Origin of the sequence: Mucilaginibacter jinjuensis, from assembly GCF_028596025.1 — a bacterium.
GTDB lineage: Bacteria > Bacteroidota > Bacteroidia > Sphingobacteriales > Sphingobacteriaceae > Mucilaginibacter > Mucilaginibacter jinjuensis.
The window spans coordinates 1,371,417-1,388,487 of sequence record NZ_CP117167.1; the positions used below are offsets into that span (position 1 = coordinate 1,371,417).

At 43.1% G+C, this 17,071-nt stretch carries 16 protein-coding genes; 11 read left to right on the plus strand and 5 right to left on the minus strand.

Features of this window, described 5'->3' with window-relative positions:
* Window positions 1-193: 193 nt before the first annotated feature.
* Window positions 194-1,159, minus strand: coding sequence for a lysylphosphatidylglycerol synthase transmembrane domain-containing protein (locus tag PQO05_RS06350; RefSeq protein ID WP_273631865.1), 966 nt, complete (start codon window positions 1,157-1,159; stop codon window positions 194-196).
* Window positions 1,160-1,418: 259 nt separating this feature from the next.
* On the opposite strand from PQO05_RS06350, the gene PQO05_RS06355 reads away from it, so the two are divergent.
* The 3 genes from PQO05_RS06355 (at window position 1,419) to PQO05_RS06365 (ending at window position 4,104) form a co-directional block, all read left to right on the plus strand.
* On the plus strand, window positions 1,419-2,288 hold the full coding sequence (locus PQO05_RS06355; protein WP_273631866.1) for a carbon-nitrogen hydrolase: 870 nt from the start codon (window positions 1,419-1,421) through the stop codon (window positions 2,286-2,288).
* 121 nt (window positions 2,289-2,409) lie between these two features.
* Entirely contained in the window at window positions 2,410-3,462 is a 1,053-nt protein-coding gene (locus PQO05_RS06360) for an agmatine deiminase family protein (protein ID WP_273631867.1), read from the plus strand.
* Window positions 3,463-3,633: 171 nt separating this feature from the next.
* Window positions 3,634-4,104, plus strand: a complete 471-nt coding sequence (locus tag PQO05_RS06365; protein ID WP_273631868.1) for an SRPBCC family protein — start codon at window positions 3,634-3,636, stop codon at window positions 4,102-4,104.
* Here PQO05_RS06365 and PQO05_RS06370 read toward each other — a convergent pair.
* Window positions 4,093-5,283, minus strand: coding sequence for a hypothetical protein (locus tag PQO05_RS06370; protein WP_273631869.1), 1,191 nt, complete (start codon window positions 5,281-5,283; stop codon window positions 4,093-4,095). The two genes, PQO05_RS06365 and PQO05_RS06370, sit on opposite strands and share 12 nt — an antisense overlap.
* A 69-nt stretch (window positions 5,284-5,352) precedes the next feature.
* Between PQO05_RS06370 and PQO05_RS06375 the strand changes: the two genes are divergently transcribed.
* The 5 genes from PQO05_RS06375 (at window position 5,353) to PQO05_RS06395 (ending at window position 9,662) form a co-directional block, all read left to right on the plus strand.
* Window positions 5,353-5,760: a helix-turn-helix domain-containing protein gene (locus tag PQO05_RS06375; protein ID WP_273631870.1), complete on the plus strand. Its 408-nt coding sequence runs from the start codon at window positions 5,353-5,355 to the stop codon at window positions 5,758-5,760.
* Between the two features lie 77 nt (window positions 5,761-5,837).
* A complete protein-coding gene (locus PQO05_RS06380; protein WP_273631871.1) occupies window positions 5,838-6,599 on the plus strand; it encodes an SDR family oxidoreductase in 762 nt (253 codons plus the stop codon).
* A 259-nt stretch (window positions 6,600-6,858) separates the two neighbouring features.
* Window positions 6,859-7,722 carry a LiaF transmembrane domain-containing protein gene (locus tag PQO05_RS06385; RefSeq protein WP_273631872.1) on the plus strand — a complete coding sequence of 288 codons (864 nt, stop codon included), beginning with the start codon at window positions 6,859-6,861 and terminating at the stop codon, window positions 7,720-7,722.
* A gap of 152 nt (window positions 7,723-7,874) precedes the next feature.
* On the plus strand, window positions 7,875-8,909 hold the full coding sequence (locus PQO05_RS06390; RefSeq protein WP_273631873.1) for a sensor histidine kinase: 1,035 nt from the start codon (window positions 7,875-7,877) through the stop codon (window positions 8,907-8,909).
* Window positions 8,910-9,662: a LytR/AlgR family response regulator transcription factor gene (locus tag PQO05_RS06395; RefSeq protein WP_273631874.1), complete on the plus strand. Its 753-nt coding sequence runs from the start codon at window positions 8,910-8,912 to the stop codon at window positions 9,660-9,662. It begins immediately after the preceding gene.
* 295 nt (window positions 9,663-9,957) lie between these two features.
* On the opposite strand, the gene PQO05_RS06400 is transcribed toward PQO05_RS06395, so the two are convergent.
* Entirely contained in the window at window positions 9,958-10,680 is a 723-nt protein-coding gene (locus PQO05_RS06400; protein ID WP_273631875.1) for a DUF3891 family protein, read from the minus strand.
* A 359-nt stretch (window positions 10,681-11,039) separates the two neighbouring features.
* Window positions 11,040-12,035: a fumarylacetoacetate hydrolase family protein gene (locus tag PQO05_RS06405; RefSeq protein ID WP_273631876.1), complete on the minus strand. Its 996-nt coding sequence runs from the start codon at window positions 12,033-12,035 to the stop codon at window positions 11,040-11,042.
* 332 nt (window positions 12,036-12,367) lie between these two features.
* Here PQO05_RS06405 and PQO05_RS06410 point away from each other — a divergent pair, with 332 nt between their 5' ends.
* The 3 genes from PQO05_RS06410 to PQO05_RS06420 all read left to right on the plus strand — a co-directional run bounded on the left by PQO05_RS06410 (window position 12,368) and on the right by PQO05_RS06420 (window position 15,692).
* The gene (locus tag PQO05_RS06410) at window positions 12,368-13,525 is read left to right on the plus strand and encodes a homogentisate 1,2-dioxygenase (RefSeq protein ID WP_273631877.1); all 1,158 of its coding nucleotides are present in this window, start codon (window positions 12,368-12,370) and stop codon (window positions 13,523-13,525) included.
* 128 nt (window positions 13,526-13,653) lie between these two features.
* Window positions 13,654-14,778, plus strand: coding sequence for a 4-hydroxyphenylpyruvate dioxygenase (gene hppD / locus PQO05_RS06415; protein WP_273631878.1), 1,125 nt, complete (start codon window positions 13,654-13,656; stop codon window positions 14,776-14,778).
* A gap of 305 nt (window positions 14,779-15,083) precedes the next feature.
* Window positions 15,084-15,692: a YdeI/OmpD-associated family protein gene (locus PQO05_RS06420; RefSeq protein ID WP_273631879.1), complete on the plus strand. Its 609-nt coding sequence runs from the start codon at window positions 15,084-15,086 to the stop codon at window positions 15,690-15,692.
* A gap of 214 nt (window positions 15,693-15,906) precedes the next feature.
* Here PQO05_RS06420 and PQO05_RS06425 read toward each other — a convergent pair whose 3' ends face one another.
* Entirely contained in the window at window positions 15,907-16,887 is a 981-nt protein-coding gene (locus PQO05_RS06425; RefSeq protein WP_273631880.1) for a type I phosphomannose isomerase catalytic subunit, read from the minus strand.
* Window positions 16,888-17,071: the final 184 nt, after the last annotated feature.

Consider the following 17,071-nt stretch of genomic DNA (forward strand, 5'->3'; position numbering starts at 1 on the left):
TATTTCGGAATTCGGATGTTCGATTTCGAAATTATTAATGGCAATATTGATTATATCCCTTATTAGCGCTGTAGCAAATTGCGCAGACAATAGTGTGCCCCTAAATTAGGAGAATGCAATGACAGTGCTACCACTTCTAACATTGATAAGGGGTAGAATTCGGGAATATGTTCGAGTTGTCCTCCGATAAAATCTATAAAGGGCTAAAAGGGTTTTCTTCTTCTATCGGAGCCGTTTCATGATCCATCGGTGGTAAACCTTCTTCTAAACGGCTTGGGCGTAATACATAGTAAATGCCAAATAATGCCACAATTAAAGAGATCAGATAAAAAGAAATGCTCAGATAAACAGCCAAGCCAACCTGCATGTTAAATACGCCGGCAAGGCGGGTAAATATAGCTTCGCGGGCACCTGCTCCTCCTAAAGTTGGCAGTACTGCCGCCAATGCAGATAACAGGAACGATAAAAGGTAGGGAGCAAATTTACCGTTGAAATTCTGACCCATCATAACCAATAGGATGGTTAATACCTGTAAAGACTGTACAAGCACAGCTTTTAAGTGTGCAGTGAAAAAGTAACGGCCGTAATCTTTAAAAAAGAAATGGACAACGCCGTAATAAATAATACTGCCTACAATAAATATGCTGCCTGGTATGGCAAAGTGTAAATCAATTTGTGGGATGAAAATGATGAGCGCACAAACAATCAACCCGATTGCCCATAGGCCACTTAATCTATCAAACAATAGCGCCCAGAATACTTTTTTAGCAGGTAGCTTATAACGTTTGTTCAATAGCCAAATCTTGTAACCATCGCCACCGATACCACCCGGGAGCAGGAAGTTGTAGAACATGCCTAATAGGTACAAGCGCAGGTTAAAACGCCAGTCGAGCTTTAGGCCGATAGATTTAATAAAGCTTAACAAGCGCCATGAGGAAACAAATGTGGAAATAATGAATGTACATAAAGCAGCGGCCATCCACCAGTAATTGGCATGTACCAGCCTGTCTTTAACCTCCCAAAGGGGCACCTTGCTGAACACGTACCACAGCAAAGCTGCGGTTACAACTATTTTCAGAATTAGTTTAGCGGCATCCCATAACTTCTGCTTGGTAGTTTTGGGTGTTTTAGGGGCAACAAAATCTTCCGTTTCACTCATTTGGGCGCAAAGATAGTGTTTTTGGTTAATTGGTTAGAATAGGTTAATTTGTTGATTATGTTAAATTTAGTTAAAGATGGTTGATTAGTTAATTGGGTGAGCAGTTGATTAAGTTAAATAGTTTGTAAAAAACTTAACCAACCGAACCTAATCAACCACTCACTTAATAAACAAACGTTTACAAATGGGAGACAACAACTCACCATTCACCCATTCAACTTAATCAACTAATCCGTATTTTTGCGCAAAATTTAAGCAGATGAGTAAAGTACAAGTGGGCCTGGTGCAAATGAGTTGTACTGCCGATAAGCAGCAGAACTTGCAGAAGGCTATTGAAAAGGTGCGTGAAGCCGCCCAAAAGGGTGCGCAGATCGTTTGTTTGCAGGAGCTTTTTACCTCCCTTTATTTTTGTGACGTAGAAGATTACGACAATTTTAAACTGGCCGAGCCAATCCCTGGCCCGTCGACAGACGAGTTGTCTAAGCTTGCTGCCGAACTGGGTGTGGTAATTATTGCCTCGTTATTTGAGAAACGTGCGCAAGGCCTTTACCATAACACTACTGCTGTTTTAGATGCCGACGGCCAGTATTTGGGCAAGTATCGCAAGATGCACATCCCTGATGATCCGGGCTTTTACGAAAAATTCTACTTCACCCCGGGCGACCTGGGCTATAAAGTTTTCAAAACCAAATTTGCCACCATCGGCGTGCTGATCTGCTGGGATCAATGGTACCCCGAAGCAGCACGTATCACCGCCTTAATGGGTGCTGAGATCTTGTTTTACCCAACTGCTATTGGCTGGGCAACCACACAAGATGCTGATACTAACACCGAGCAATACAATGCTTGGCAAACCATTCAGCGCTCACACTCTATTGCCAATGCTGTACACGTAGTAAGTGTAAACCGCGTTGGCGAAGAAGCAGGTGTTGAATTCTGGGGCGGTTCATTTGTGTCGAATCCATTCGGCAAAGTAATGTATCAGGCTTCGCACAGCGAAGAAGAGGTTACCATCGTTGAACTGGATTTGAATAAAACAGATCATTACAGAACGCATTGGCCGTTTTTACGCGACAGAAGAATTGACTCTTATCAGCCGATAACAAAACGTTTAATCGACGAGGATTAAATTTAGTCTTAATATCTTTACACGTCATTGCGAGGTACGAAGCAATCCCAAATTATACAGAGCCGCTCTGTTGATCGGGGATTGCTTCGTACCTCGCAATGACGTTTGAACTATAAACATCATGGATCAATCAACTCCAAACCTTCCCGGCCAAGCCGGATTTGCATTTCCTGCCGAATGGGCGCCACACACCGCTACCTGGTTAAGCTGGCCTCACAAGGAAGAATCATGGCCAGGTAAAATCGGGCTTATCTACAGCAAATACTGCGAGTTTATCAAAGTAGTTGCCGAAGGTGAGCTGGTACGCATCAACGTAAAAGATGAGCTGATGATGGCTTTTGCCAAAGAACAACTACAAGCAGTTGGTGCTGATTTGAGTAAGATTGAATTCTACGAATTCCCTACCAATGATGCCTGGTGCCGCGACCACGGTCCGGCGTTTTTGATTAATGCAGAGACGAAGGAGAAAGTGATTGTTGACTGGGGCTACAACGCTTGGGGCGGCAAATATCCACCGTTTGATCTGGATGATGTGATCCCAACACGTATTGCTTACCAGTTTGGCTTGCCTGTTTACCACCCCGGTATTGTGATGGAAGGTGGTTCGGTTGATTTTAACGGTGCCGGTACGGTGTTAACTACTACCGCCTGTTTGCTGAATGAGAACCGCAACCCGCATTTAACCAAAGAACAGATTGAAGAATATCTGCAAAATTACTACGGTGTTAAACAGGTGCTTTGGCTGGGCGATGGTATTATAGGTGATGATACCGACGGCCACATAGATGATATTACCCGCTTTATTAACGAGGATACCGTAGTTACCGTAGTAGAAGATAAGCCGGAAGATGAGAACTATCACATCCTGCAGGAAAACCTGGAAACTTTAAAAACCATGCGTTTGCTGGATGGCAGACCATTAAACATAGTTGAGCTGCCGATGCCCGATGCGGTGATCTATGACGATCAGCGTTTACCGGCATCTTACGCCAACTTCTATATTGCCAATAGCGCCGTAGTGGTACCAACTTACCGTTGCGATAAAGATGCGCTGGCATTAGAGATTCTGCAAAATTGTTTTCCTGACCGTAAGGTGGTAGGTATCGATTCTACAGATATTATCTGGGGATTAGGTAGTTTCCATTGCTTGAGCCAGCAGGAACCGGCTTTGTAAGAGAGTCCATCTATAGAATCAAGAAATAAGAGCCAAGAAACAAGACGGGCTCCATCAAAAATACACGTCATTGCGAGGAACGAAGCAATCGCGAACTATACAGAGCCGCTCTGTATGTTGGGGATTGCCACGCTATCGCTCGCAATGACGCTCTTTTTTATAGAACCCACCATGCCCGAGATCATCCTACAAACCTTTATTTCAGCACCCGCAAAGGTTTGTTTTGATCTTTCCCTGAGTATCGATCTGCATAAAATTTCCACTGCCCATACCAACGAAGAAGCCATTGAAGGCACTACCATCGGCCTCATTAAACTTGGCGAATATGTAACCTGGCGAGCCCGCCACTTTGGTATCTGGTTTAAGATGACTTCTGAAATCACCAGTCTTATACCTAACGAATCTTTTATAGATGAGATGCTGAAAGGGCCGTTCAAATCAATCAAACACACGCATACTTTCGAAGCCCAGAGTTGCGGTACATTGATGACGGATGTATTCTGTTTTCAATCTCCGTTTGGGGTATTAGGGTTTATTGCTGATAAACTAATTCTGACTGCTTATCTCAAAAAATTACTGATCGATCGAAATGCTGTAATTAAAAAGTATGCGGAGAATGGGGATAAAAGTTTAATAGTCTGATACAAAGAACCACGGTATGCGTAAAAGGCCGGGTTTAACATATACGTTTATCCGCTGGCCTTTGGCAACTCTGTCATATAAAGCGTGAGATACCCTTGTTTCTTGAATGCCGGTTTGGGAGCCCCATTGCGATAGGTACAAATCATACTCCGTACTTTTGCCTGAAAACGTTCGTTTATCCATAACCTTTGCATACAGTATTTGAAGGGAATTATTATCAAAATTACAGTTGATTTCAATGCAACTACCATAGCTATATATTAAAACAAAAAATATAGCAATAGCGCCAAAGCGGAATGTGTTTTTTGATTTGCAGATTAAGAAAAATATCAAGCTTAAAATAACTACAAACCCAGTCACCGGCAACAAACAATCCACATAGCTCATAAGCTTAAAATCAAATAATGATCTTATCAAAAGGCCTCCACCGGATGTATAGAAGGCGGTGTCTAAAGTAGGATAGGCGTTGGTTTTATCATCATCCTTTAGCGTAATAATATCGATGTTAACATATAAGATTATAATACAGAGCAAGGGAAACCCAATAGCAATTGGTATAGTAAGCTTGTATAGAATTGGATAAATGGGGCAAATTAGCAGAGCTATAAGTAACACCGCTCCAGCTATATTAAGCAATTTGCATGTTTTTCGGGCTTGTGTTAATTTTGCTTTTCTATCCTTTGTAGAAGTTCCTAAATCAGGGCTGTTAAGAATCTTAGCAACTTGATTATTATATTCCTGCTTATCCAGATCCTTAAAGTGGGTATGTATCCACATAAGCAATAATTCGTAGTCTTTATAATGAGTAACCCCTGAAACAGCGAGTGTAGGCAAACCTTTTGCTGCTGGTTTTATGAAGATCTGATTTTTATCTGTTTTATAGCCTGCTATATCTTTTATCAGAAGTTCTTTAGTTTTAAAAAAGCCTGTAACGATGATTTTTTCGTTAGATATGATAATTTTTGACCTGGCGCAATCTATATATAGCGATACAGCAAGAATTAACAATCCAACCCCCAACCAGATATACCAGCTGTCTGTATGCTTTTGAGATGCAAGATAAAAGCATGCAATAGCTCCAACGCCCAAACCAACAGAGAATACATAAGCCAATATTTTGGAACCTCTACTAACATTATATTCTTTTTCGGTATATAATAAGGTTGTAGAGGTATTCATGACCCGAATATAACAGATGCTAACTATTTCACATAATCAACTCCATCAACAATTCACTAACTTCGTTATATGGAAACCCTTGCAGCCAAAATCCCGAAAAAGATCTTCGCCCGCCAACACGAAATTACTGCCGATTACCTGAAGGCGATTGATAAGCATCTCGACGATATTTTGAGCGGTGCTGCAGTTGATATGTACGAGATCAGGGATTTTGCAGAATTGCTGCATATCCATCCCACGCATTTAAGTAATACTATAAAACTCACTACTGGTAAAGCGCCCTGTTATTTTATCGAACATCGAATACTGGATATTGTACGAGATCAGCTGGTGAATACCAACATGCCCATTGCCGAAATTGCCCGCAATCTCACCTACGACCCTTCCAACTTCACCAAGTTCTTCAAGCATTTTGAGGGGATGACACCAAATAAGTATCGCCAGGCGCATCAAAAAACTGAAACAGTCACCATTTAATCTGAAACAGTCACCATAATTTCTGCACCAACTATTTGGAACTTTGTATTGTTCAATTAAACAATCAAAGAGATCAAATGGAAGCAACAAACAAAATAGCCCTGGTAACCGGCAGCAGCCGTGGACTAGGTAAAAACGAAGCCATTACCCTGGCTAAAAAGGGTAACGATGTAATTATCACCTACAACAGCCGCAAAGACGAGGCCGACAAAGTAGTGGCCGAAATTGAGGCTTTAGGCCGCAAAGCCGCCGCTATACAACTTAACACCGGCGATGTTAAAACTTTCGCAGCTTTTAAAACCGAACTAATAGCAACCCTGCAAAAGGTTTGGAATACCGATAAGTTCAACTTCCTGATCAATAATGCCGGCATTGATGCCCGTGCACCATTTGCCGAAGCTACTGAAGAGGATTTCGACAACCTGTTCAATATTCACTTTAAAGGCGTTTTCTTTTTAACCCAAATTCTGCTGCCGGTAATTGCCGATGGAGGCCGCATCATTAACACATCAACCGGCTTAACCCGTTTTGCTACGCCGGGATATTCGGCTTACGCATCAATGAAAGGCGCTATCGAAGTATTAACCAAATATCTGGCTAAAGAGTTAGGCAGTCGTGGTATTGCCGTTAACCTGGTGGCTCCCGGCATTATCGAAACCGATTTTACCGCTGCCGCCCGCGAGCATCCTGGTGTGGTAGAATTCCTGTCGTCACAAACCGCACTGGGCCGTATCGGTCAGCCGGATGATATTGGCGGCGTGGTAGCTTTCTTGTGTTCAGATGACGCCCGCTGGATCACTGCACAAAGGATTGAGGCATCGGGTGGGATGTTCTTGTAGTTTAGTTATTAAGTTATTGGTTATTGAGTTATTAGGTGCCTGGGCAAGGCACTTAATAACTTTTTCTGCTTATATATTAATGACCCAATAACCGATAACTAATTCCCATTAACCTAATAACTCAATAACCAATAACTAACTCACCAACTTTCACCGCTCCATAATACCCGTTTACCGAGTTTTTTTTACTAACAGCCAGTTATTAATTGGCATATCTGCTTTGTTATTATAGTTTTGAATCAGATTTTAATTCAGAACAATGAACAACGACACAATATATCCTAAAAAGCCCGGCAACGGAAAAGCCATCGCCGGACTTGTACTGTTGATTTTTGGAGCAATATTGCTTTTTCAACAGTTAAACTTTTTAGTTGCACCATGGTGGTTATTCAGATGGCCGGTAATCCTTATCATCGTAGGTGTATACAGCGGTGCTAAACACAACTTCAGAAATACAGGTTCAATTATCATGATTGTAATCGGTACACTGTTTTTGGCCGATGATATCTTCCCCGGTTTCGATCTTTCACATTTTATCTGGCCGCTGATATTGATTACGCTCGGCCTTTGGGTTATCCTCGGTAAAGATAAATTCAAAAAAAGTTTCGCACGTAAATGGGGCCATCAGGGCGATGCAGCCAACACTTATGATTACAACTATAATTATAAATACGCTGCACCTGAGTGGGATGCTAAAGTAAACTTAGATGAAAACGGTAACCCGATTGAAGGAGAACCACAACCACAATCTAATTTTAATTATGGTTCAAAGTTTGCCGCTGGTGACGATCATTTAGATACCACATCGGTATTTGGCAGCGTGCACAAATCAATCCTATCTAAAGATTTTAAAGGTGGCGAGGTAGTAAACATCTTCGGCGGAACTGAACTGAACTTTACCCAGGCCGATATTAATGGACGGGTTTATATAGACGTAACCCAGTTGTTTGGCGGTATCAAAATTATTGTGCCACCGCACTGGCAGGTAACATCAGACATGGCTGCAGTATTTGCCGGTATTGATGATAAACGCCGCCCGGGTGGTATCCCGCTTAGCCCCGATAAAATATTGATCCTGAAAGGCACATCAATATTCGCTGGGGTTGAGATTAAAAGCTACTAATCACAATCACACTAAAACAATCCCATCAGGCGCGGCTTAATAACCGCGCCTGATTTAATGCCGAAACCCTAACATACGCAAGGCAAAAATTGCCAACCATCTATACCAGGGATAATTTCCCTGGTAGAAACTGAATATTAAACCAAACCGTTTTGAGCGCACCTGTATCAACCTTTGTAAACCTTCGCTGGGGCTTTGTAGCCTGTGGCGCTATATGGACTGCATTGCAGCTGTATTTGATACATAGCTACGGCTTTGATTGGTATATTGCTATTACCGATAGCTGTGTTAGTACAGTTGCCCTGGCTGGTGCCTGCTGGTTAATTGATAATACGCTGCGTTTCTATCAGCCCTCAAAAAGCAGTTATTTAAACTTACTCATCTGGTGTGCATTACTGGCCGGTATTTGTTTAGCCATTTCACGCTTTGCCTTACCAGCCATGATAAAAGATGGCGAGTATTTTGTATTCGTCATCAAATCGCTTGTTATACGCTACTTTACCAATTTTATGGCCATAGGCTGGATGGCCATGATCAGTTTGGTATGGTACGCCCAGCAAGACAATAAAGAAAACGAAAAACGCAAAGCCGAAGCCGAAAAACTTGCAAAAGAGGCCGAGCTTTATACCCTGCGCCAACAATTACAACCACACTTTTTATTCAATAGTTTAAACTCTATCAATGCACTGATAGGTTTTAAACCCGAAGAGGCGAGAAAAATGATCCACCAGTTATCGGATTTTTTAAGAGGGACATTGAAAAAAGACGATCAACAGCAGGTTACTTTGAACGAAGAACTGGCGCACCTGCAATTATATCTCGATATTGAGAAAGTACGTTTTGGGCACCGTTTACAAACCGAGATTAGTTGTGATGACCAATGCCGTAGTGCTTTAATGCCGCCTTTGCTCTTACAACCCGTGGTAGAAAACGCCATTAAGTTTGGTTTATACGATACCACCGGCGAAGTAATAGTAAGTTTAAGGGGTGAAGTTGATGAGGGTTACCTGGTAATCATCGTACAAAATCCTTATGACCCACAGACTGCTAAACCACGCCAGGGCACAGGCTTTGGCCTTAGCGGAATGCAGCGCCGTTTATATTTAATATATACCCGCAATGATTTGGTTGAAACCTATGTAAATGATAATATATTTACAACTATTATAAAAATACCTCAGCCCTAAATGAAACGAGCATTACTCATTGATGATGAACCACTGGCACGCATGGTGGTTCTGGAATATTTGCAGGATTATAAAGACCAGATAGAGGTGCTGCAGGAATGTGGCGACGGCTTTGAAGGCATGAAAGCCATTATGCAATCTCAGCCCGACCTGATTTTTCTGGATGTGCAAATGCCCAAGATCAATGGTTTTGAAATGCTCGAATTGTTAGAGCAGCCACCCGCTGTAATTTTTACCACCGCTTTTGATGAGTTTGCCATTAAAGCCTTTGAGGCCCACGCGATAGATTATTTATTGAAACCTTTCAGTAAAGAACGTTTCCATAAAGCAGTTGAGAAATATTTGGCACAAAGCGGTACACCGGTTCAACAGCAAAAACAAACAGAGAGTTTGTTGGAAGAAGTTGCAACCCAGTCGCCTGTGCAGCACGATCGTATTGTGGTGAAGACCGGTACCAAAGTTAAAATTATCCCGGTACACGATGTACTCTATCTCGAAGCCGATGATGACTACGTAAGTGTGCACACTGCCGAAGGCTCATTCCTGAAAAACAAAACCATGAGTTTCTTCGAGAAGGTGCTCGATGTTCGCCAGTTTGTGCGCGTACACCGCTCATATATTGTAGCTATAGACCAGATTACCCGCATAGATCCTTACGAGAAAGATTCGCATATAGCCATCCTTAAATCGGGCGCTAAAATCCCGGTTAGTAAATCGGGCTATGTGAAGTTGAAGCAGGTACTGGGGATATAAAGCCCCTAACTCCCTAAAGGGGGAATAGAAGTAGCTAAAACGGGCGTCATACTGAGCTCCGTCGAAGTATGGTAGAGGGCCTACCCGCCATGTTTCGAGTGCCTCAACATGACAGGCCTTGGTAGGTTTTATAAACCCGTCATGCTGAACTTGTTTCAGCACCCCACATGCTAAGCGGATATGCATGTCGACTACCTCGCAAACGTATACCTGTCCTGTGGGATCCCGAAACAAGTTCGGGATGACGGCAAAGAGCCTAACATTCTGTTAATTCTCTAATTCAGTAAATTCTGGTTCAAGACAAAACCCACTTCTTCTCCACAACCTTCGCCTCCAAAAACGCTTTCTTAAACTCCTCAACGCTCTTAAACTGCAATTGCGTAATAACTCTCGTTTCTACATGCACTTCAAAGCTCCTATCCTCAAAAGGCCAGGGCGAAACATGGAGTGAACCATCGGCGGATCGGTTCAACGTATACTGTTTATCGTCAAATCCACGACTTATTTCTATAACCCTATGCTCCGGCTGAACTTCATGCTGGCAAAGTAAAAGTGAGAATGCATCGCACCATTCCATCAAACCATAAATACGGTCGGCTTCTGCTTTGGTAATTTTTAGTTCCTTGCACCATTTGGTTTGTTGCTGATGATGATTTTTCAAAAAGTGTTTCACCAGTGGGTTAGTATCAATCTCTTTTTTATACAAAAAGCACATGTGCATAGAAGCGAGAAGCGCGGTATACCTACTCCTTGATAAAGAAAAATCCAATAGCCGCTGGCAACGCTCCGGCTCAAATAATTTCATGGCGAAGTTAACCGGTCCGCCTTGCGGGGTGAGGAGGTCGTTTTCTTCCAGCTCGGTTTGGGCATCATCATGGCCGGCTATAGCAATTAAGGTTTCGGTCCAGCGCTGCGGTCTGGTTTTTATTTGCCAGTGCATAGCCAACTGGGCTGCCAGCAAGCCGTGTGCTCTTTGGGTAATAATTTCCCAGCCTTGTTGGGTGTAGTTAACGATCATGATAGATATACTAATGATAGAGGCTGGTTGTTTTATTGAACTATGCTTCCTTAATATAGAAACTAAAAAACTTGTCATTGCGAGGTACGAAGACAACCGACCGAAGGGAGCTCATTAATACCGATGAGAACAAACACATCATTAATAATCTCGTAGCTATACAGATCGAATATGTATGCGACGAGATTGCCACGCTATCGCTCGCAATGACAAATTTTAAAAGTATAAACCCGTCATGCTGAACTTGTTTCAGCACCCCACATGCTAAGCGGATATGTAGGTCGGCAACTTATCAAAAGTCTACCTGTCCTGTGGGACCCCGATCCCAACAGTAGTCGGGACGGGATGACGTTTGGCGGTTACTTCTTCAACCCCAAAATACTCCAATCACTATCCACCTTCGTAATCACATTGCCCAGCATTCCCAAACCAGTAACATCCATCTCAATTAAATCACCAGGTTGCAGCCATTGTACGGGATAGTTAGGATCGTTTAATAAACCCGTGCCGTTTAATTCTAAAAAACAGCCTGTGCCTACTGTGCCAGAACCTATTACATCGCCGGGCAATAAATCGCAGCCGTACGAGCAGCGTTCTATGATCTCGGCAAAGGTCCAGTCCATATCTGCGAGGTTGCCTGCGGATACTTGTTTGCCATTTACACGGCAATTCATTTGCAGGTTGTAAGTGGTGCCGGTGTGGCCGCGTTTAGTAGCTGTTTTATAAGGTTCCAATTCATCGGGGGTAACCAACCAGGGGCCAATTACGGTAGAGAAATCCTTGCCTTTAGCGGGGCCGAGGTTGAGCAGCATTTCTTCCATCTGCAGGGTGCGGGCGCTCATATCGTTCATAATCATGTAACCCGCTATATACGTGTCGGCCTCAAAGGCTTTAATGTTGCAGCCTTTTTTGTTGATTACGATGGCTACTTCCAGTTCAAAATCAAGCTTATCGAAATGATCGGGCATGCAGGCAATTTCGCCCGGGCCTTGTATGGCATTATGGTTGGTAAAGTAAAATACAGGGTATTGGTCAAATTCAGGTATCATTGGCACCTTACGGTTACGACGCGAGGTTTCTACGTGTTGCCTGAAAGCGTAAGCATCGCGGCACGAAGTTGGGTGCGGAACGGGAGCTATCAACTCAAAGAAAAGTTCTTCGCGAGCCTCAAGCTTGCCGCTGCTAATGGCCTGATGTACACGCTGGGCATGTTCCATCAGTTCGTCGCCTTCCGCTAAAAAGGCATTCATATTATCGGGGATCAGCTTATCGCAGGAGTGGAGGTTGTAAATATGTCCGTTAACAAAAATACCCAAATGCTCCCGGTCTTCGGTTTTGTACGATACTAACTTCATAAGGTTGATAATATTGGTGGTTAATCAAAACTAAAACAAATTTTGCTGCGTTAATATTATGCTTGCATATTAATTTTTATGCGCTAACTTAGCCCTACCAAAAACACCCATGAACCTGTTTAAACAGACATACCGCGTACAAAGGCTGATCTCGATGCGAATTGTTGCTGCCATCCGTTACGCTATGCTGTCGAAAATAGTGTTCGCTCAATACTCGGTTACCCTTTAACCGTTTTTTGCAGGCCATACCATCGTGGTATCAGGCTGCAATCTGTTTACATACAACCATTTACTTGCTGTAACGTTTTACTATTAACCAATTAGTAATCATTATGCCTTTTTACCATACGCTGGGAGAGATCCCTCATAAGCGTCATACCATTTTCCGTAAGCCGGATGGTTCGCTGTATGCCGAAGAACTGGTTTCGACCGAAGGTTTCTCGAGCATGTATTCGCTGGTATATCACTGCTATCCACCCACTATTGTTAAAGAGTTGGGCGAGCCTTACAGTGTTGAACCTAAAATTGCGCGTGAAAAACATCTGAAACATACCAGTTTAATCGGCTTCAATATTGAGCCCGAAGACGATTACTTGAAAAGCCGTAAACCTGTACTGGTGAACAGCGATTTGCATATATCCCTCGCGGCACCACGCCAAAGCATGACGGACTATTTCTACAAAAATAGCCAGGCCGATGAAGTGGTGTTTGTCCACAAAGGATCTGGTACATTAAAAACCGGTTTCGGCAATATCAAGTTCGGGTACGGAGATTATCTGGTTATTCCGCGCGGAACTATTTACCAGCTGCATTTTAACGATACCGATAACCGCCTGTTTATTGTAGAAAGCTTTAGCCCCATCCGCACACCGAAACGCTATCGTAACGCTTTCGGTCAGTTGATGGAGCATTCGCCTTATTGCGAGCGTGATATTAAACGCCCGCAAAACCTGGAAACACACGATGAGAAAGGCGACTTTAAAGTGCTCATCAAAAAGCAGGGGCTTATCTATCCATACATCTACGGCACCCATCCTTTCGATTTCATTGGTTGGGATGGCTTGCATTATCCCTGGGCGTTCTCTATTCATGATTTTGAACCAATAACCGGCCGGTTGCATCAACCGCCACCGGTACACCAGACTTTCGAGGGCAACAATTTCGTGATCTGCTCATTTGTGCCGCGTAAGTTCGATTATCACCCACAATCAATACCTGCACCCTACAACCACAGTAATGTGGATAGCGACGAGTTGCTTTACTATGTAGATGGCGATTTTATGAGCCGAAAAAATGTAGTAAAAGGCCAAATTACCCTGCATCCTGGAGGTATTCCGCATGGCCCGCACCCGGGTTCGGTAGAGAAATCGATAGGGAAGGAGAGTACAGAGGAATTGGCGGTGATGATTGATCCGTTCCACCCGCTGATGCTTACGGAGGATGCGATTAAGATTGAGGACCCGAATTATTATAAGAGTTGGGCGGAGTAAAGGTCTGAACCAGAATTTACAGAATTAAAGAATGATCAGAATTTTTGATCAGGAGTAAAAGATATTAAACAATATACACACATCAAATCAAAAGCCCCTCTCCCCCGGAGAGGGGTTAGGGAGAGGTTATGGAAACACTAACAATAGAACAACCAGCAAAAACACAAGATTTCCTGCCGTTGAACGGTACGGATTACATCGAATTTTATGTGGGTAATGCCAAACAGGCGGCTCATTTTTATAAAACGGCCTTCGGGTTTCAGAGCCTGGCGTATGCGGGGCCGGAGACTGGGGTGCGTGACCGGGTTTCGTACGTTTTGCAGCAGGATAAGATCAGAATTATGCTCACCACACCGCTGCATTCGGATCACCCGATCTCGGAACATATCAAGAAGCATGGCGATGGTGTAAAAACTTTAGCCCTTTGGGTTGATGATGCTTACGATGCCTTTGAGCAAACCACCAAGCGTGGTGCGGTAGCTTGCCAACAGCCTCAAACATTAACCGACGAGCATGGCGAAGTACGTACCAGCGGTATTGCTTTGTATGGCGAAACAGTGCACCTGTTCATCGAACGTAAAAATTATCATGGGGCATTTTTACCGGGTTATAAGGAATGGAAATCGGACTACAACCCGGAGCCTACCGGTTTATTGTATGTAGATCATTGCGTTGGCAATGTAGGCTGGCATAAAATGAACGACTGGGTTAATTTTTATGAAGACACTATGGGTTTCCGTAACATCCTGACGTTTGACGATAAGATGATTTCGACCGAGTACTCGGCCCTGATGAGCAAGGTAATGAGCAATGGAAATGGTTATGTAAAATTTCCAATCAATGAGCCTGCTGAAGGTAAACGAAAATCTCAGATTGAAGAATACCTGGAGTTTTACGAGGGCGAAGGTGTGCAGCACATGGCGCTTGCTACACACAATATTGTGGAAACGGTAACCGCGTTAAAGAACCGTGGGGTTGAATTTTTAACCGTACCTACTACTTATTATGATGACCTGCTGGATAGGGTAGGCCATATTGACGAAGATCTGGAGCCGCTGAAAAAATTGGGTATCCTCGTAGACCGGGACGACGAAGGATACCTGCTTCAGATTTTTACCAAACCGGTAGAAGACAGGCCAACCGTATTTTTTGAAATTATACAGCGAAAAGGCGCCCGCTCATTTGGCGCCGGTAACTTTAAGGCTTTGTTCGAAGCGATTGAACGCGAGCAAGAACTGAGAGGAAATTTGTGATTGATAGCGCCCTGAAAAGGGCAGGAGCCGGGGCGCAAGCCCCGGCTTTTTTATAGCTATTTAGATTAAAATAGGGTGTTTTCACCCAGTAGATTGAGTGATTATACGGATTGCGCATTTTGTTCATTTTGTGTCTCTTTATATCATATTTGTTTAATAGCCTAAACCTTATCAGAAACCCATTAGAAGAGCCCTCTTCTACATCATCGCAGAATGTAAAAGCCCGCGTATCGCGGGTTTTTGAATTTATAAGGTTTTTGCTAACTTGAGTTTGATTATAAACTAACCGGTTAAAACAACAAATTATGGGAACTACAGATCCACGGGTTGATGCTTATATTGATAAGGCGGCAGATTTTGCAAAACCGATACTACAGCACATCCGCAAGCTAATTCATGAGGCCGAACCCGAAATTAAAGAAACCATGAAATGGGGCCATGTGCATTTCGATCTCAAAAGCCCGGTATGTTATATGGCTGCTTTTAAAAAACATTGCCGCTTTGGTTTCTGGCATAGCGGCTTATTGCCAGATCCCGAAGGTTTGTTGAGAGGGCACGGCGACGATAGTGGCCCGCTAACCCAACTAAGCACCCTTACCGATCTGCCTGCCGATGAAATATTATTGTGGTATATGCGCCATGCTGTTGAAAACAATAAAGCTGGTATTAAACCATCTAAAGCGCCTAAAGCAGCGGCAGTTAAAACAGCATTATCTGTCCCCGAAGATTTTGAAGATTTGCTGGATACCAATGCAACAGCTAAAGATATTTTCGATGCCTTCAGCTATTCGAAACGAAAGGAATATCTTGAGTGGTTTGCAGACGCCAAAACAGAAGCAACCCGTTTAAAACGGATGAATCAGGCTGTTGAATGGATTAGTGAGGGGAAATCGAGGAATTGGAAGTATCAGTGATATTATATAAAAACGTCATGCCGAACTTGTTTCGGCACCTCACTTGCTAAGCGAACTATGCAGGTTGTACACCTGTCCTGTGGGGTGCTGAAACAAGTTCAGCATGACGTATGGGGTAGAGAAAATGTGAGCGTTGTCATGCTGAGGCACTCGAAGCATAAGCGTCGGCCCTCAGCACCATACTTCGACGTAGCTCAGTATGACACCCGTTTTGTTATTCTATATAACTCTCCAAAATCTTAAACCCATTCTCGGTAATTAACTCAACCTTATCAATGGTTTTTGGCAGCAAAATGCAATCTCCCATTTTTACATGGTAGCTTTGATTTGCATAAGTTAACTCGTAAGCGCCTTCAACACACACGTGGATCACGAACGAATCCAGGTTGCTGTAATCTTTGGCAGTGCTTTCGGTAAAGTCCATTACATTGGTGGTAAAGTAAGGGCAGGTTACCAAATGTACATCCTGATTTTTCTCTGCGTGGTACTTGGTTTTGTACTCGTCGTAAAATTTATAGTCTATAGCTGCTAAAGCCTCTTCGGTATGCAGTTCGCGTTTGTTGCCATTAGCATCCACACGATCGAAATCATAGATACGATAGGTAATGTCTGATGTTTGCTGAATTTCTGCAATCAGTAAACCTTTACCAATGGTATGCACACGGCCTGCCGGTAAAAAGAAAACATCGCCTGCTGTAACCTGCTCACGGTTCAGAATATCCATGATATGGCCGCTGTTCAGTTTATCTAAATAGATCTGCTCGTTAACTTCCTGGTTAAAACCGGTAATTAATGACGAACCCGGATCGGCTTCAATCACATACCACATTTCAGTTTTACCGAACGAGTTGTGGCGTTTTTTTGCCAGTTCATCATTAGGGTGTACCTGGATAGAAAGGTCATCATTGGCATCGATAAACTTAACCAGTAAAGGGAAGATATTGCCGAAATGATCATATACTTTTTTACCTACAAGTTCGTCTTTGTACTGCTCTAATAGGTCGGCTAATGATTGGCCGTCCAGTGCGCCGCCGTCAACAACGGAAACATCGCTTTTAACGCCCGATATTTCCCAGGTTTCGCCGCAGTTAGGCAGGTCGCCAAAATCTTTGTGCAGGTAAGTTTCAATTTTGTGCCCGCCCCAGATTTTGTCTTTGTAAATGGTCTTAAATTTTAATGGATATAATGATGACATGGTAAAATGTTTTTAAAAAAAATGATTAGTCCAACACGTCATTGCGAGGTACGAAGCAATCCCCGATAAGCAGAATTGCTCTGTAAAGTTCGCGATTGCTTCGTGCCTCGCACTGACGTGAATTACGTTGAGCAAATATATATAATAACAATAAAGCCTGCTTAATGTTAAGCAGGCTTTATAA